The 17,041-nt window shown below is 61.7% G+C and carries 13 protein-coding genes and 1 tRNA gene; 5 read left to right on the top strand and 9 right to left on the bottom strand.

Annotation, left to right across the window (positions count from 1 at the left end; translation table 11 throughout):
- Positions 1 to 7 precede the first annotated feature (7 nt).
- From FEZ63_RS10100 to FEZ63_RS10085, 4 genes are all read right to left on the bottom strand, one after another.
- The gene (locus FEZ63_RS10100) at positions 8 to 943 is read right to left on the bottom strand and encodes an ABC transporter permease (RefSeq protein ID WP_150943871.1); all 936 of its coding nucleotides are present in this window, start codon (positions 941 to 943) and stop codon (positions 8 to 10) included.
- Positions 944 to 1,031: 88 nt separating this feature from the next.
- Entirely contained in the window at positions 1,032 to 2,576 is a 1,545-nt protein-coding gene (locus tag FEZ63_RS10095; RefSeq protein WP_150944185.1) for an ABC transporter substrate-binding protein, read from the bottom strand.
- A gap of 160 nt (positions 2,577 to 2,736) precedes the next feature.
- Entirely contained in the window at positions 2,737 to 4,407 is a 1,671-nt protein-coding gene (locus tag FEZ63_RS10090; RefSeq protein WP_150943869.1) for an amidohydrolase, read from the bottom strand.
- A 27-nt stretch (positions 4,408 to 4,434) separates the two neighbouring features.
- On the bottom strand, positions 4,435 to 5,904 hold the full coding sequence (locus FEZ63_RS10085; protein WP_150943867.1) for a M81 family metallopeptidase: 1,470 nt from the start codon (positions 5,902 to 5,904) through the stop codon (positions 4,435 to 4,437).
- A gap of 253 nt (positions 5,905 to 6,157) precedes the next feature.
- Between FEZ63_RS10085 and FEZ63_RS10080 the strand changes: the two genes are divergently transcribed.
- The gene (locus tag FEZ63_RS10080) at positions 6,158 to 6,982 is read left to right on the top strand and encodes an aldo/keto reductase (protein WP_150943865.1); all 825 of its coding nucleotides are present in this window, start codon (positions 6,158 to 6,160) and stop codon (positions 6,980 to 6,982) included.
- 64 nt (positions 6,983 to 7,046) lie between these two features.
- Positions 7,047 to 9,098, top strand: coding sequence for a 3-hydroxyacyl-CoA dehydrogenase NAD-binding domain-containing protein (locus FEZ63_RS10075; protein WP_150943863.1), 2,052 nt, complete (start codon positions 7,047 to 7,049; stop codon positions 9,096 to 9,098).
- Positions 9,099 to 9,209: 111 nt separating this feature from the next.
- On the opposite strand, the gene FEZ63_RS10070 is transcribed toward FEZ63_RS10075, so the two are convergent.
- From FEZ63_RS10070 to FEZ63_RS10050, 5 genes are all read right to left on the bottom strand, one after another.
- Positions 9,210 to 10,178 carry an NAD(P)H-dependent flavin oxidoreductase gene (locus FEZ63_RS10070; RefSeq protein ID WP_244622728.1) on the bottom strand — a complete coding sequence of 323 codons (969 nt, stop codon included), beginning with the start codon at positions 10,176 to 10,178 and terminating at the stop codon, positions 9,210 to 9,212.
- Positions 10,179 to 10,454: 276 nt separating this feature from the next.
- Positions 10,455 to 10,531: transfer RNA gene (locus FEZ63_RS10065), tRNA-Arg, on the bottom strand.
- Between the two features lie 104 nt (positions 10,532 to 10,635).
- Positions 10,636 to 12,075, bottom strand: coding sequence for a sensor histidine kinase (locus FEZ63_RS10060; RefSeq protein ID WP_150943859.1), 1,440 nt, complete (start codon positions 12,073 to 12,075; stop codon positions 10,636 to 10,638).
- Between the two features lie 8 nt (positions 12,076 to 12,083).
- The gene (locus FEZ63_RS10055; protein WP_162419723.1) at positions 12,084 to 13,520 is read right to left on the bottom strand and encodes a dihydrolipoyl dehydrogenase family protein; all 1,437 of its coding nucleotides are present in this window, start codon (positions 13,518 to 13,520) and stop codon (positions 12,084 to 12,086) included.
- Positions 13,517 to 14,278, bottom strand: a complete 762-nt coding sequence (locus FEZ63_RS10050; RefSeq protein WP_162419722.1) for a TVP38/TMEM64 family protein — start codon at positions 14,276 to 14,278, stop codon at positions 13,517 to 13,519. The genes FEZ63_RS10055 and FEZ63_RS10050 overlap by 4 nt, the downstream gene beginning before the upstream one ends.
- A gap of 304 nt (positions 14,279 to 14,582) precedes the next feature.
- Here FEZ63_RS10050 and rpmH point away from each other — a divergent pair, with 304 nt between their 5' ends.
- Genes rpmH through yidC form a run of 3 tightly spaced genes read left to right on the top strand, consistent with a single transcriptional unit; the run spans position 14,583 to position 16,989 of the window.
- Entirely contained in the window at positions 14,583 to 14,717 is a 135-nt protein-coding gene (gene rpmH, locus FEZ63_RS10045) for a 50S ribosomal protein L34 (RefSeq protein ID WP_027314822.1), read from the top strand.
- An 18-nt stretch (positions 14,718 to 14,735) separates the two neighbouring features.
- Complete coding sequence (gene rnpA / locus FEZ63_RS10040; protein ID WP_150943853.1) at positions 14,736 to 15,164, top strand: ribonuclease P protein component; 429 nt, start codon at positions 14,736 to 14,738, stop codon at positions 15,162 to 15,164.
- Entirely contained in the window at positions 15,157 to 16,989 is a 1,833-nt protein-coding gene (gene yidC / locus FEZ63_RS10035) for a membrane protein insertase YidC (RefSeq protein ID WP_150943851.1), read from the top strand. Before rnpA ends, yidC begins: the two co-directional genes overlap by 8 nt.
- The last annotated feature ends 52 nt before the right edge of the window (positions 16,990 to 17,041 follow it).

Genomic DNA, 17,041 nt, shown 5'->3' with positions numbered 1-17,041 from the left:
GGTGTCCTCAGGTGTATTTGATGCGCGGATCGATGATGGCGCAAAGGACATCGACGAGCGTGTTGACGAGAAGGAAGAACATCACGATCAAAAGAATCGCACCTTGGACGACCGGAATATCGCGCAGGGTTACGCTGTCGACGAGGAGCGAACCGAGCCCGGGCCAGGCAAATAGCTTCTCGATCACCACCGCCTGCCCGATCACCGTGCCGAATTGCAATCCGATCGTGGTCAGCACGATGACGAGCGCATTGCGTGCAAGATGCCATTGCACGACGCGCCACTCGCTCATGCCCTTGGAACGGGCCGTGCGGACAAAATCGGCATTCATGATTTCGAGAACGGCCGCGCGCGTCGTCCGCGCCAGCAAAGCCAACGGCGCGACGCCGAGCGCGACAGCGGGCAGAGTCAGGTAGCGCAATCCTCCGTCCCCATATCCGAAGCTCGGCAACCATCCGAGCTGAAGCGCGAAGAAGTACATCATCAGCAGCCCGAGCCAGAACTTCGGCACCGACAGCCCTGATACCGCGCCGACCATCGACACCGTATCGATGATGGAGCCGGGCCTCAACGCGGCGATGAAGCCGAGCGGAACACCGATGACGATCGAGAACATCATGGCGGCAAAAGAGAGCTGCAAGGTCGGCCACATCCGATCCGCCAAAACCGACGAAACCGGTTGCCGTGTGCGAAACGACATGCCGAGGTCGAGCTGCGCAAGTTGAGCAATGTACTTGCCAAAGCGCACATAGACCGGATCGGCGAGGCCGAATTCCTTGTTCATGCGCTCCATGACCTGCGCGTCCAGCATTCCGCGCCCATCATCGCCCATGCTGGACGCGAAGGTGCCCGGAATGACGCTGAACATCACGAAGATCAGCAACGCTACAGCAAGAATGATCGGTATGGTCTGCAGCAAGCGCCGCACGATAAAAGACAGCATTCATCACTCCCGATCCTGACATCCTGGAGAATTCCTCTCCGGATGCCAGGATCTGCCTGTCCGCCTGAGCTGTCGCTCGGTCCTTGGCTTATTTTGCCGCCGGCGAAGACTCTTCGACCCACAGCTCCTCAGGATACTGGATCGCGAGTTCGGTAGCGTTCGGCTGCAAGCCCTTGAGCCAGGGCTGGTAGGCCATGACGGCCTTGTTGTAGTTGAAGAACCACACCGGAGCTTCTTCCTGAACGATGGCGTTTGCCTTCTTCAGGAGCTCGATCCGCTTCTCGCCTTCGCTTGCGGCCGCTTCGTCCAGAACCTTGTCCAGATTCGCGTTTTTAAATGCGGTGTAGTTGCAGGCGGATTGCGGCGTGGCCGAATGGAAGCATTTCAGAGCCTCCAACGGGTCGGGCCCGGAGGTGTTCGACCAGATGTAAGCCTGGTATTCGCCCTTGCTGACGACTTCCGACAAGACCGTGCCTTCAACCGGCTTGATCTTGACCTTGATGCCGACCTTCTCGAGCATCGGGATGACCGCTTCGACGATGGGGATGCCCCAGCTCTCGTTGGAAGTCGCGGTCCATTCGAACTCGAATCCGTCCGCGTATCCGGCCTCAGCCAACAACTTCTTGGCCTTCTCGGGATCGTACGCGTAGGGCTTCAGGTTCTTGTCGTAGGCGGGCGAGGAGAGCGGCAGCCAGCCCGTGGCCCGATAGGCCTTGCCTTTGACCAGACGCTTGATGATCAGGTCTGAATCGATCGCGTGATTGATCGCCTGCCGCACGCGCTTGTCGGCGAACGGCTTGAAGTTCTGGTTCATGCCCATGTTGCGGGTATAAACCTCGGCGACTTCGAGCAGACCCTTGGAAAGCGCCGGGTCACCCTGATAGGCGACGTATTGCGCTGGACCAAGGATGGACGTGTCGATTTCCTTGTTGCGGAATGCCACATCGCGAGCGGCCGCCTCGCCCATGATCGAGATCGATACCTTGTCGGCATAGGGTTTGCCGGGCTTGTAGAATTTCTCCCAGCGCTCGCCCACAAGGCGCGAGCCGGGCACGTATTCGAGGAATTTATAAGGACCGAGGCCGATCGGCTTGCTGTTGAACGACTCCTTGACCGCCTCGTCGGCGGGATAGATCGACGTCATGGCCGCGTGGAAATAGAAGCCGGGATCGACCTTGCTGGTCAGGGTGATCTCGAGCGTCGTATCGTCGATCTTCTTCAGTCCCGAGATGGTCTTTGCCTGCCCCTTCTCGACATCGACCGCACCCTTGATGATGCGCACATAGCGCGCTCCAGGATAAGCCTTCGTACCGTCCATGAGCCGGTTGAACGTCCAGATGATGTCGTCGGCGGTCATTTTGCGACCGTGATGGAAGATCGCATCGTCGCGCAGCTTGAACGTGTAGACCAACCCGTCAGGGGAAGCCGTCACGCCCGTCGCAAGCTCAAGCACCGGCTTGTTGGCGGCCGAATCCCAGTTGTAGAGCGTGCGATGGATTGCCTTGGCGTAGATCTCGTCCTGAGCGCGGTTCGACGTATGGATGTCGAGATTTGCGAAACTCGAGCCATACGGCGCGGTCAGGCGGATCGTCCCGCCCTTTCGTGGCGTCTGCGCTTCTGCAATTCCGCCCATTGTGAGGGCGAGTGCCGAGGCGATAGCGAATGTCTTAAGCACGATAGATCCTCCCAAGCTTTTGCTTTCACGGGCCTGTCGGCGTCAAAGCCGCCCGCAAATTTCGACCACTCCGGTCGTTGAGTGCAGTCAGGTGTCCAGGCGCGTCCCCTGATTGTTTTTAAGCGACGCCAAGACGATCGTGAACGATCACACCGCCGCGGATGGTAAGATCGCAATGCGTATTGTCAAGGATGTCTTCAGGCGTGGCTTCGAGCAGGTTCCGCGAGAACACCGCAATATCGGCGAGTTGACCGGGTACCAGCCGGCCCTTGACGTGTTCCATCTTTTGCGAGAAGGCACCAAATTCGGTGTAAGCCTGAAGCGCCTCTTCGATGGAAACGCGCTCATCGGCGTCCATGACCGTGCCCTTCCAGGTCTTTCGGGTCACCATCGTGTAGAGATTAGGGAACGGATTGGGCTGGCAGACTGGCGCGTCGCTGCCGGTCGCAGGCTTTAGGCCGAGATCCATCCAGGTCCTGAACGGATAGCTGCTCAGTGCCCGTTCTTCACCAAGCACCGACACATAGGCATCGCCGAAATCATAGATGAACACCTGCTGCGGACACGGATAGATGCCGGCCTTGAGCATGCGCTCATGCTGCTCCGGCGTCGAGAAACCGCAATGCTCGACCCGGTGCCGTCGATCGGGATCGGGATGGGCCGCGAGAGCTTTCTCGTACGCGACGATGAGTTGTTCGATCGCCGCATCGCCGATGGCGTGGCACGCAAGTTGGTATCCCTTCGCGTGCGCATCCATTACGAGAGCATTAATCTGCTCGTCCGGCATCATTTGCACGCCTGTCGTGCGGTCGTCGCCGAGATAAGGCTCTGACATCCACGCCGTGCGTCCGCCAGCCGAGCCGTCGAGAAAGAATTTGACGGCTCCGACCATCAACATGTCGTCGCCGGTTCCGGAAATCAGCCCCGCATCATAACATTGCGGAACAATGCTGCGTTCGGGGTCACCGAGCAACACGAGCCAAGTGCGGACAGGGAGCCGTCCGTCGCGCTTCGCGCGATGATAGGCGGCGATTTCGCCGAACCCACCGCGCTGCCCGACCGCGGCATCCATGCAACTCGTGATGCCATATGACAGGAGGTGCTGACCGCCTCGCTCGATCCCTTCCACGAGATCGTCCTCATTCGGCGGCGGGATGACCGCCCACACGGGCGCGCGCGCATTCTCCGCCAGAAGGCCGGTGAGCCTGCCGTTCTGCTGCTCGATCAAACCGCCCGGCGGCGTTGGAGATGTCTCGTCGATGCCGGCCAGGTCCAAAGCGCGCGAGTTGCAGATCGAGACATGGCCGCATGCCCGCACCAGCATCACGGGATTTTCGGGTGCGGCTTCATCGAGTTCTTCGCGCAGGGGATGACGCCGCACATCAAGCTTCGTCTGGTCGTAGCCTCGCGCCAGCACCCACTCCCCTGGGCGGAGCGTCTGCGCCCGCGCCTTGATTCCCGCCATCAGCGCCGCAAGAGTCGGGGCGGCCTTCGGGCTTGCATCGACCCACTTCATGGTCAAACCGAGTGAGACCAGATGCAGGTGTGCATCGTTCAATCCGGGAGTAGCGAACTTGCCCTGAAGGTCGATGACGCGTGTCGACCGTCCGATCAGCGGCGCAATGTCGGAGTCGCGGCCGGTTGCAAGAATGCGGCCCTGCCAAATGGCGACCGATTCCACCACGCCATCATTGCGACCGCACCAGATCGCGCCGTTTCGCAACACGAGATCAGCCTTGGGGGACGCCGAGCTGTCCTTTTCGCGCGATCCGTCAACACCATGAGTCATAAGATTTTTCCTGCCTTGCATCAAATTTTAGAGCGGATCGAGAGGCCAGATCGGCCGCCGGATCTTCTTGTAGGGACGTTCCTTGAAATTTCGGGTCGACAGCGCGCCCGTATCGACCTCGAGAACGTCCCGCGCGATCGGCTCGAACGCGGCGCGGAAATGCTGCATCGACTTCACGATGATGGTTGACTTCCGGGTCGGATCGACACCGAGGGACGTAAATTGCCCGAGGTCGGTAGCTTGTCCATTATGAGTGATGACGATGATCTCGACGCCACCGACGCGCAACAACGCGCTCAATCCGTAATTGCGACGAGCGCCGCCGCCCATCGGGCCGTAGGCAATGAAACTGCCATCTGTGATCGCCACTACATGCGCGGTGATTTCGAGCGGGCCGCCCCCCATTGTCGGGTCGACCTTGCCGCCGAGTTTCAACGTCACACGGTTCCCGACCCCGGCGGCTTGCGCTTCGAGAACGGCCTCCGCATCGCGGATGGCGTGAAAGCCGACATTCTGCAGATCCGCGTCGAGCACGGCTTTCAAAAGCCGCGTTGCATCGCCGTATGCGCCGGAGCCGGGATTGTCCGAATAATCGGCGATGACGAGCGGTTTTTTCTCACCCGTGCCGGCTTTCGCCTTCGCGATCGCCTCGTCGAGGGGTGTGAAGTGAATCGACGAAAACGTCCTTTGCTCCCATGCATAATCCATGAGGTCCTCGGCAATCGCCTGGGCCGACGCATGGTCGTTTCCCGTCACCGCCACAGACGGGCCGATGTCATGAACGTCGGCGGAAGAGAAACCCGCTTGCACGCTGACGACGAGCGCCTCTCCGGCGGTTTCAATCTGGTCGCCGCGACGCAGCAACTCCATGAACGGCGGCGATGTTGTCCGACCACCATCGAGTGCATACAGAATGGGACGGCGCGCAAGCGCCACCCGAGGCGTCACCGTGCCGGCCATCGCCTTTTCGAGAAGTTCAGCGGCCTGCCACGTCCGCTCATATTGGTCGATATGGGGATAAGTCCGATAAGAGATCAGCGCGTTTGCGTTGTCGGCCATCTTCTGAGTGACGGTCGCGTGCAGATCGAGAACGGCGATTATGGGAACGCCGCCGCCGACACGCGTCCGGATGCGCAGAAGCAGCTCGCCCTCGCCATCATCGTGGCTCTGGGTCGACATCGAGCCATGAAGGTGAAGCAGGATTCCATCGACGCCGTCGCACCTATCCAGGATGAGCTTCGACATCGCCTCGAAACACGCATCCGTCACGCGCCCGGACGGGTTTGCCGACGCGGCCAACGGGTGCACGACGTCCCAACCGAATTTCGCCGCAGCCTCAAAAGCTGCACCGATCGAGGTCCGCGTGCCCTCGAAGGCCGGGCGGATATCCGCATCGGCGTAATAGCTTGAATTACGGAACGCATCTTCGTCGGCGAGCTGGACGCTGAAGGTGTTGGTCTCGTGCATGAACTCCGCGACCAGAACGCGTTTTTTCATGATGTCTTTCCCGTGTTTCCGCGCGGCGGAATCCTGTTTGCCAGTGATGTGTTGCGCGCGGCGTTTCCCCGAGCGAAGCCATCGAGGGCATCGCTTTTTTTTGGATCGTGACAGAGTTGAGACAATTCTCCAATGGAATTCTTGGTCAATCGACGTTGCTAATTTGCGCAACAATGGTGCAAATTGCCAAATCGGCAACACCCTCTATTCTCCGCACGGCCACTCCTCCGTTCTCCTCGGCAAAGGACTTTCGATGCAGCCCCACCCTATGGTTGCGCTCAGCGACGGCCGTTCAATCCCGCAGCTTGGTTTTGGCGTTTGGAAGGTACCAAACGAGGAGGCGTCCTCGACGGTGCAGGAAGCCATCAAAACCGGGTACCGGATGATCGACACCGCAGCGATCTATCGCAACGAGGAAGGTGTCGGCCAAGCAATCGAAGCCACGCCGACGCCTCGCCGCGAACTTTTTGTGACGACGAAGCTTTGGAACGCCGACCAAGGCTATGATTCGACACTTCGTGCTTTCGACGAGAGCCTGCGCAAGCTGAGGCTTGATTATGTCGATCTGTACCTGATCCACTGGCCGCTTCCGAAGAGCAACACCTATCTCGAGACGTGGCGCGCGTTCATCAAGATCCAGGAGGATGGTCGCGCCAGGTCGATCGGGGTCTCGAATTTCACGATTCCAACCCTGCGGCGGATGATCGACGAGACCGGCGTGCCGCCGGTCCTCAACCAGATCGAACTGCATCCTCGCTTCCAGCAGCGCGAATTGCGCGAATTTCAAGCGAAGAACGGGATCGTCACCGAGTCATGGTCCCCCCTCGGACGCGGTGCGTTCGAGGACAAGGCGATCAAGGCGATCGCCAGCAAACACGGCAAGACCCCGGCTCAAGTCGTGCTACGCTGGCATCTCGAGAGCGGTCTCGTGGTGATACCGAAATCGTCCACGCCGTCGCGCATCCGAGAGAATTTCGACCTTTTCGATTTCGCGCTCGACGTCGACGACATGGCGGCCATCGGCAAGCTCGACGACGCTTCGGGTCGCGTCGGCCCACATCCCGACGAAATGGAGTAGGATTGCGGAAGCGCCGGGGCAATCATACCGCCGTTCCGACGCCATGCTGAGCAAAAATTACATTATGTCCGATCAATCCGTCCGTTTCGAAACCGAAGGCGATATCGCTTTCATCGTTATCGCCAACCCACCGGTGAATGCGGCCTCGATAGCCGTTCGCGCCGGCCTTCGCGAGGCCGTGGTCAGGCTTGCGGCGGATAGCAGCCTGATCGCCGGCGTGATCATCGGGGATGGCAAAACCTTCGTCGCCGGGGCCGATATCAAGGAGTTCGGAAAGCCGCCTCTCGCCCCGGAGCTCCCCGCCGTCATAGAGGACATTGAACGTTGTCCGAAACCTCTGGCCGCGGCCATACATGGAGCGGCCCTCGGCGGCGGATTCGAGCTCGCACTCGCCTGCGACGCCCGCATTGCCACTCTCGAGGCCGTGGTGGGTTTGCCCGAAGTTCAACTCGGCTTGATCCCGGGAGCGGGCGGCACGCAGCGCCTGCCGCGATTGGTGGGCATCGCAAAGGCAATCGACCTTGTCGTTTCGGGGAAGCGACTGCGGGCGCCCGAGGCCTTGGCACTGGGCATCATCGATCAGATTGCGGATAGCGGCTCGTTGCGCGAAGCCGCGGCCACCTTTGCGCGTGGCTCACGGAAACGCGTACTCGGGACCCTGCGCGTCCCGGCGGATTTGCCCGGCGACATCACGATGGCCGAAGACGCAGCGCTCAAAAGCGGCCGCGGTCGGGAAGCCGTACGCGAGGCGGTGGAGGCCGTAAAACGCGCAGGGTCGATGCCCTTCGCGGCTGCGCTCCAAGAGGAGCGGTCGGTCTTCCAGCGTCTCAGAAACGGCGAGGAAGCGGCTGCGTTACGCTACAACTTCTTTGCGGAGCGTCAGGCGGGCAGGCTTAAGGACAGGGCCCATCCGCGCGAGGTGAAAACGGTCGGTGTCGTCGGCGCGGGCACGATGGGGGCCGGGATCGCTGCGGTTTTTGCCGCCGGCGGCTTTGATGTCGTCCTGACAGATGCGAAAGCGGACATTCTCGAGCGAGCCAAAAGCCGGATCGCGGAAGCTCTGGGCGATCTCGTCCGCGGTGGAAAAATTGAAGCGCGCGCGGCCGACGAGGCGCTGGCCCGCATCGGTTATTTTCACGATCTGACGGCGGTAGCCACTGCCGATCTTGTGATCGAAGCGGTGTTCGAGGAGTTGCGCGTCAAGTCGGACGTGCTCCAGCGCCTCGGCGCGATCGTCAGGAAAGATGCCGTCATCGCGTCCAACACGTCCTACCTCGATCTCGATTTACTGGCCGAGGCGACAGCACGCCCCAGCGACGTGGTCGGCCTGCATTTTTTCGCGCCCGTGCACCGCATGCGCCTCGTGGAGGTTGTGCGCGGCGCCATGACCGCGCCCGATGTGCTCGCAACAGGTGTCGCGGTCGCCAGGGCGATCGGAAAACTACCCGTCATCGCTGGGGTTTGTGAAGGTTTCATCGGCAACCGCATCTACGCAAAATATCGCGCCCAATGCGAGTTCATGCTTCAGGAGGGCGCGCTTCCGAACGAGATCGACCAGGCCATCGAGCGCCTGGGTTTCGCCATGGGACCGTTTGCGGTTTCCGACCTCTCCGGGCTCGACATTGCCTGGCTGACGCGCAAGCGCAAGGCCGTGGATCGCGATCCGCGCGAGCGCTACGTCGCGATCGCCGATCGCCTGTGCGAAATGGGACGGCTCGGACGAAAAGCCGGCGCGGGCTGGTACGATTATGCGGAGACAACTTCCGGCCGTGGCAAGGCTGATCCGATCGTCAACACCATCGTGAGGGAAGAGGCCGAAAAGCACGGGCCGAGCCGGACATTCACCGACCACGAAATTCAGCAGCGGGCCCTTGGCGCGATCGTCAACGAAGCGGCCTTGATCGTCGAGGAGGGCATTGCGCGATCCGCGGCCGACGTGGACCTGGTAATGGTCAACGGCTATGGCTTCTCGAAATTTCGCGGCGGCCCCCTCTTCGTCGCATCGCGCATGGACAACGCAGAGGTGATCAGCATGATCGATGCCGTCGATCAGGCGGTCGGCTTCGGTTTCAAGCGCGGCGACAGCATCGGGCTTCTCAACGCGATTCGAGGTTGAGCTCCGCGCCTGGACCAGAGGCAGCCCCGCGGCGCTCGGCGACGAAGGGATGCTCAGGTCCGGGTGATTCATTCGCTGAGAAATGGCGCGCCGCGAAGAGAAACTGGGCAGTCAATCGACGATCCGTCGCGGGCCGTCCGCGAGCAGACTCTCGGCTTGTTCGACCATGATATTGATCACGCGCGCAGCCGACTCCACGCTCTGGATCACGCCGACCGCTTCTCCCATGAGCACACCGGTGTTTTCAGCGTCGCCGGTGTGGAAAGCTTCCCAATAAAGCCTGCTCTGAGCCGTCAGCGTGGGCTCTTCAGCCAACTGATCTTCGTGGCCCTGCCACGCGGCGACAAATCGATTGTTCAGCACGCGGGCGACGAATTCGCTTGTCGGCCAACGATAATTGCGGGCGATGTCCACCGTAGTGGTCTTGATCGTCCGATCGCCATCGGCGGCGACGATCGCCTCACGAAACCCGTGCGGCGCGGCAGATTCCGCAGTTGCAATGAACCGCGTGCCGATCAGCACGCCGTCGGCACCAAGCATCAGCGCCGCAGCAAGCGACCGGCTGTCGCCAACGCCGCCTGCCGCAACGACAAGCGTCTCCGGCGCTATTTGCGCGACAAGATCGGCAATCTCGGGAACGAGCGTGAAGGTCGAGCGGTGGCCGCTATGGCCGCCGGCTTCGTTGCCCTGCGCGACGATTACATCCGCCCCGACATCGAGTGCCTCGCGGGCATGCAACATCGACTGGACCTGGCAGATGATCGGCACTCCCGCTTCCCTGACGCGCGCGGCGAGGGGCGCGGGCGAACCGAATGAAAACATGAGTGCCGCGGGTTGCCGCGCCAACACGAGATCGAGCAGATGCGGCTTGGTTGCCAGCGACCAGGTGATAAAGCCACATCCGACGCGCGCACTGCCCGCCGCGGCAAACTCCTTGTCCAGCCAGGCTTCATCGCCGTAGCCGCCGCCGATCAGACCAAGCCCACCGGCATTCGACACCGCAGCAGCAAGCCGCCCGCCTGCCATCACGCCCATCGGAGCGAGCAGGATGGGATGCCTGATCGCAAAACGTTCGGTCAATCGGGTTCTCAGGGGCACGGCTCGCGCTCGCCGAATCGTCGAAAGGATGCGGAAAATGCAGAATACGCAATGCACCATAGCAGGATTGTGGTCCCGCCTAAACTCGAGCGAGGAAAATCAAACTGCTTTGAGCGCTGTATCCTTCCCTGGACCGCAGGTTCCGGCTTACAGGCAAGATAAAGGCGCAGCCCCGGGCGCGAACCACCTGGCGAACGGATGACAGCACGAGGCGCGTCCGCGGCGAGATCGGCGCAGTGCTTATTCTAGACGGTGAAATGGCGCGCCCGAAAGGATTCGAACCTCTGACCCCCAGATTCGTAGTCTGGTGCTCTATCCAGCTGAGCTACGGGCGCCTGCGGTCGCTGCGCTGCAAGTGCGGCATCGACCGGAGGCGGCTGATTAGATCGTTCTCGCACGCTTGGCAAGCCTGTTTCTGCGGAGATTCGTCTGCGGCCGCCTATTGGCTCCCGTCATCCGCCTGCCGATCCGGAATGGTGAGGCGGAAACAGGTTCCCGATGCCCCTTGGTCGAGCGTGATCGTGCCGCCGTGGAGGCGGACGATTTCGGCGACGATCGGCAGGCCGAGACCGGTCCCGCCCTTTCGATTCGAGACCTGGAAGGGGGTGAACAGATCGGCGCGTAGCCGCTCGGGGATGCCAGGACCGTTATCCCTGACGCACATGACGACATTTCTCGCCTTCCGCACGGCCGCGACCTCGATCTGCGGAATGCTATCGTTTGCACCGGCCTGGCTCAGCGCCTGCACGGCATTGCGAACGAGGTTCACGAGAACGCGCGAGAGTTGGTCCTCATCCGCATCGACCACCAGATCCTCTGGCACCTCGGCCTTGAAGACGATCCCGAGTTCCGGGGCCAGATCCGTCAGGTTGGCCAGGTCGGCGACGATGGGCGCGAGGTGCAGGCGTCGTCGATGCGGGAGGCGCTCTGCCGCGCGGCCATAAGCCAGCGTGGTTTCGCAGAAGGCGATCGCGCGGTCGAGGGTGGCGACAAGGCGCGGGGCGATCCGCTGGACGGTCTCATCGGTGACACGGTCGAGACGGTCCGTCAGCAGGTGGGCGGTTGTGAGCATGTTGCGCAATTCGTGATTGATTTTGCTCACGGCAAGCCCCAGCTCCGCCAGGCGCCGCTTGTGCCGCAACTCGTCGGCCAACGTCGTTTCCATCTGCGCCAGCGCCTGCTCGGCGAGCCCGATCTCGTCGCCGCGATCGGTTGGGCGGATGACCCGGGAGGCATCCTCGGGGTTGTTCGAAAAATTCGCGATATTGCCGGTCAAGCGACGCACCGGGCGCACGATCACCCATTGCAGTACGAAATAAAGAAAACTTGCGGTGATCACCGAGATCAGCAGCGAAACAAGGAGGATATTGCGGGAAAATTCCAGCATGGCGGACCGCAACGGGTGCGGGTCGAGGATCAGTTCGACGAAATCCACACCCATGCCGGCGCCCACGACCCGGAGAGACTCGTTACTGGTGTCGAAAAGCGCCTCGAACGTATCGCGGGTCTGGGTCGTCCAGGACGTATCCCGCAGGTCTACGGTTTTGCCGACCGTGGCGGGCATATCGCCGGCGGCGAGAAGAGATCGCCTCCCTCCTCCGCGAATGGCGATCGCCTTGGCACCGACGCCGGCCAAGAGGCGCATCTCCAGCTCTTCCGGCAGGCTCTCTTCGGTGGCAGCGTCCAGCACGAGGGCCGCGATCTGCGCCGCAGCGAGCCTGTCGCTGAGCCACGCCCGCCGAAAGTTCACCACCGACGGCACGTAGATCAGCACCTCCGCCACCATTACGAAGAGAATCGTCAGCAGCAACAACCGGGCGGAAAGGCCGAAATGCCGGAGAAGGCCGAGAGGGGCGATATGGGACCGGTCGAGTTTCATTCCGGCTCCTAACTCCAAAGCCGGACAAAGCTGAGCGCCCGGCGCAACAAGGGTGCCTGGGCTGAAAGCTTCAGAAACTCCACCGCTATGGCCTTGGTCGCCTCTGAATAACCGGGATGCGGGCAAGCGGGGTCCGCCAGAGCGGAAACGGGCAGGCTCCGCTCCATCGCCAGCGCCCACGGCACGATCAAATCGTGGGCGCGCCGACCGATGATGGAACAGCCAAGAATTTTGCCGGACGGAGTCGCGACGGCCTTTATGTGACCGGGTGTCGCATGATCGGCGAGAGCCTGGTCATTGTCGGAAAAAGGCGCGCGCAGGACGCGGATCATAGAGAACTTCGCCCTCGCCTGCTCTTCGGTGAGGCCGACCGACGCCAGTTCCGGATCGCAATGGACAATCCGCGGAACCGGCGAAGGATCAAACCCTGTCGGGAGGCGCAGAACCGCGTTGCGGAAGGCGACGCCCGCCTGGCGAGCCGCCGCATGATTGAAGTGCCCGGTCGAATCGCCAACCGCGTAGACTCGTGAGTTGCTGCTGCGCATGCGCCGGTCGACGATGATGCCACCGGGTTTTGCCTGAATCCGCCCGGCTTCAAGGTGCAACCCCTCGAAACGTGGAACTCTCCCCGCCGCGACGACAAGATGGCTTCCCTCGACAGACGGCTCCCTGCCCTCGCTAAAATGGGCGACAATCTTGCCGTCACGCTGCTCGAATCCTGAAATCTCGGTGCCGAACCGAAAATCGATCCCTTCCTGGGCCAGATTTCGCTGTAGGACAGTGACGATCTCTGGATCTTCGCCGGCGAGAAGCCTCTCCTCAGGCGCCATGACGGTTATATGCGCGCCCAGGCGCCGATAAGCCTGTGCGAGCGACAAGCCGGCCGGATCGCCGCCCAACACCATGAGATGGCGGGGGCGTTCGGCGAGATCGAGAATTGTCTCCTCCGTCAGGTAGGCGACCGTGTCCAGGCCGGAGATCTCCGGGACGAGGGGACGGGATCCGGTCGCGATCACGAACCGGCGTGCCTTGATCGTCTTCTTCCCAGTCAAGACGGTATCCGGGTTCCTGAACTGCGCGCCGCCCTCGATCACCCGGACGCCCATGGCCCGGTAGCGATCGAGTGACCTCATCGGCGCCTGGCGCTCCACGGCGTCGCGCATGTGGGCCCGCATGGCGGAAAAATCGATCTCGGGCTCTTCACCTTGAAGCCCGATACCGAACCGAAATCCATTTCGAAGGGCATGGGCGTGGTTTGCCGAGGCTCTCAGGGCGGCCGCCGCCAGATCCCGATCCCCGGCGCTGAACGTGTCATCGGCGACAAGCACGATGGAAATTCCCATGAGGGCGCCGGCGGCAGCGATCGAAAGCCCTGCCGGCCCCGCTCCGATAATGCACAGGTCGGGCTGGAGAACCGTATCGCCGCTTCTCGGGGGCTGCTTCACCCTTTTGTCTCCTCGCGCAGAGCCTGCCATTTCCTCACAATGATGGGACCAAGCGCCAGGAGGCCAAGCAACCCCAGAGCTACCATGAGTTGGGGCGTGAGCAAGCTCTCGGGGCGAAAATCCATGTCGCAGCCTGTTTTCCCCAGCGCGAGGCACTCCGCCAGTTGCTGCTCGTGCGCCACAATGGCCGCCTCGAGCCCCGAACCTGCCGCTGCGAACGCATAGCAGATTGGGACCACGCCGATCTGGGTGGCGAGCAGAAATGTCTTGAACCGCATTCCAAAGACGGCGGCGGCCAGGTTCGTGATCCAGAACGGCATGATCGGGAGCAGTCGGAGGAAGAGCAGGTACGAAAATGAATCGGCCCGGAAGCTGGCGGCGAATCGCTGAATTCGCGGCCCGGCTCTCCGCAAAATCGGCTCCCCGATGGACGTTCTGGCGACCAGGAAGATGCTCGCGGCACCGAATGTCGATCCGATGGCCGCCAGAGCGCCCCCGAGCGGCCAGTCGAACAGGAACCCTCCCGTCATCGCCAGAAAGACAGAGACAGGAATCGAGAGCGCCACCATGGCCGTGTAGATCAGCAGGTACAGGGCAGCCGTCGCCACGGGATGTGCGGTCACGAAGCCGCGCATCGCCATATGATGCTCGACCAGCGTCTCGAAGGTGAACGACCGGTGCAATCCGGACATGAAAAAGGCGCCGAGAAGCAACACGACCAGACCGAGCGGCAGGAAACGCAAGGGGCGGGACGCCACCTTTCCCTCCCCGGGTTTGTTCCTTGTGCCGGCCACTCTGGCTCCTTTGCTGCGATCCATTCCATCTAGCGGAGCGAGCCATTTGCGCCTAGATGATCGAGCCTCGCCCAACGTTACTTCTGAGGCAGGTCGCACCCATACGAGCGTTGACTTTGAGCCGTCATTCCGTCATAAGCCCGCATCTGACGGCGCTCGGTTCGGGCGCTGATCGCATTTTAGAAACAATTTTGGGGCGAAAGCTCTCTAATTCAGACGGGCGCGAGCCAATGAGCACCGCTGCCCCTCATTCGACCGGAGAAGTGCCGTGAAGAGGACGTATCAACCGAGCAAGCTCGTTCGCAAGCGCCGCCATGGCTTTCGTGCGCGCATGGCGACGAAGGGTGGCCGCAAGGTGATTGCGGCCCGCCGCGCTCACGGCCGCAAGCGCCTGTCGGCGTAACCCGGCGTCTTGGGCCCGATGCGCGAGCCTTGCGCAGGTTCGATCGGGCGCCTCAAGAAACGACCTGACTTCGTCGCGGCGGCCTCGGGCCGCCGCTTTCATACGGAGCGGATGACGGTGCAGGGCCGCCTCAGAGAGGCGGATTGTGGGCTCCGGATTGGGTTGACTGTCACAAAACGAGTGGGTCATGCCACCGAGCGCAACCGGATCAAGCGGCGGCTGCGGACCGTCTGCCAGAAAGCCGGCCTCGATTACCGTCACGTCGATGCTGACATCGTGATCATTGGTCGGCGCGACATCCTGACCGCAGACTACGATTTGCTGATCGACGATCTTCGGCGTGCGCTTCGGGCGGTCACGAAGCCCAAGAGTACACGGTCGGAGGACCGTCCGCCCTCCTCCTCACCTCCCACCAACGGCGAGCGTCGCGGAAATTCCCATGCGTAACGAAAACAAGAACCTCATCGTGGCTATCGCGCTGTCGATGGCGATCCTGATCGGCTGGCAGTATTTCTTCGCCGCGCCGGAGGCTGAACGGCAACGTGCCGCCCAACAGCAATCGGCACAGGTCAATCCGAATGCGCCCGCCACGTCCGGAACACCGGCTCAGGCGCCCGCTCCTGGAGCCGTCCCGTCGCCGCCGGCCGTTTCCGTCGCCGAGTCCCGCGAGGCCGCCTTGTCGCGCTCGCCCCGCGTCGCCATCGACACTCCGGCCATCCGCGGCTCGCTCAACCTGCGCGGGGGGCGGATCGATGACGTCCTGCTCAGGAATTTCCACGAAACAGTGGACGCCAACAGCCCGAGCATCGTGCTCTTCTCGCCCTCCGGCACGCAAAACCCCTATTACGCCGAGTTCGGCTGGGTCGGCGCGCAGCCCGATTCCCTGCCGGGTCCCAACACTCTCTGGGCGGCCGATAAAAACGCCCTGACGCCTGCGAGCCCCGTGACTTTGACATGGGACAACGGACAGGGCCTAGTCTTCCGGCGCGTGGTCTCGGTCGACGACAAGTTCATGTTCACGGTCAAGGATTCGGTCGACAACCGCGGTTCCGCGCCGGTGACGCTCCATCCGTATGGTCTGGTCTCGCGCCACGGGACACCGACGACCCTCGGGTACTACGTCCTTCACGAAGGCCTGATCGGCGTATTGGGTGATCAGGGGCTCCAGGAATTCACCTACGCCACCCTCGACAAGGGTGAGCCCGTGTCCGGCCAGAACACCCTGGGCAAAATCTGGGACAACGCCGTTGGTGGCTTCGTCGGTATTACCGACAAATACTGGGCGGCGGCTGTCGTTCCGGACCAGACACAACCTTTCCAAGGCTCGTTCACGGCGCGCCAGGATCCGGCTGGAAAAGTCTATCAGGCCAATATCCTGGGAGGCGTCCAGACCCTTCAGCCCGGTGCCACCACCGAAACGACGAAACGCCTGTTCGCCGGCGCGAAGGAAGTCGCCGTCGTCGATCAATATCAGGACACGTACAGCATCAAGAACTTCGACCGGCTGATCGATTGGGGGTGGTTCTATTTCATCACCAAGCCGCTCTTCAAGGTTCTCGACTTCTTCTACCGCCTCGTCGGCAATTTCGGCGTCGCCATCCTGATCGTGACCGTCATTCTGAAGATCATCTTCTTCCCGCTCGCCAACAAATCTTATGCCTCCATGGCAAAGATGAAGGCGGTGCAGCCGGAAATGACCTCGATCCGTGAACGCTATGCGGATGACAAGCTCAAGCAGCAACAGGCGCTGATGGAGTTGTACAAGAAGGAGAAGATCAATCCGGTCGCCGGCTGCTGGCCGGTGCTGATCCAGATCCCGGTCTTCTTCGCGCTCTACAAGGTATTGTTCGTCACCATCGAAATGCGCCACGCGCCGTTCTTCGGCTGGATCCGCGATCTCGCGGCGCCGGACCCGACATCGGTCTTCAATCTGTTCGGGCTTCTCCCGTACAATCCGGGATCGGTTCCGATGATCGGCTCGTTCCTGATGCTCGGCGCATGGCCGCTCATCATGGGCATCACCATGTGGCTCCAGATGAAGATGAATCCGGAGCCGCCGGATCCGGTCCAGAAGCAGATCTTCGCCTGGATGCCGGTGATCTTCACCTTCATGCTCGGCTCGTTCCCGGCCGGCCTCGTGATCTATTGGGCCTGGAACAACCTGCTGTCGGTGACGCAGCAAGGATTCATCATGCGGCGTAATGGCGTGAAGATAGAGCTGTGGGACAACCTGCGCGGCCTCTTCGGCAAGAAAAGCCCGGCGAAGGGTTGATCCCGTGACCCTGTGAAATGAAAAACCCCGGATCGCTCCGGGGTTTTTTTGT

It is taken from the genome of Microvirga brassicacearum (genome assembly GCF_008757455.1).
GTDB lineage: Bacteria > Pseudomonadota > Alphaproteobacteria > Rhizobiales > Beijerinckiaceae > Microvirga > Microvirga brassicacearum.
The sequence above is the reverse complement of the archived record's forward strand: the minus strand, read 5'-3'. Positions and strand labels throughout refer to the sequence as shown.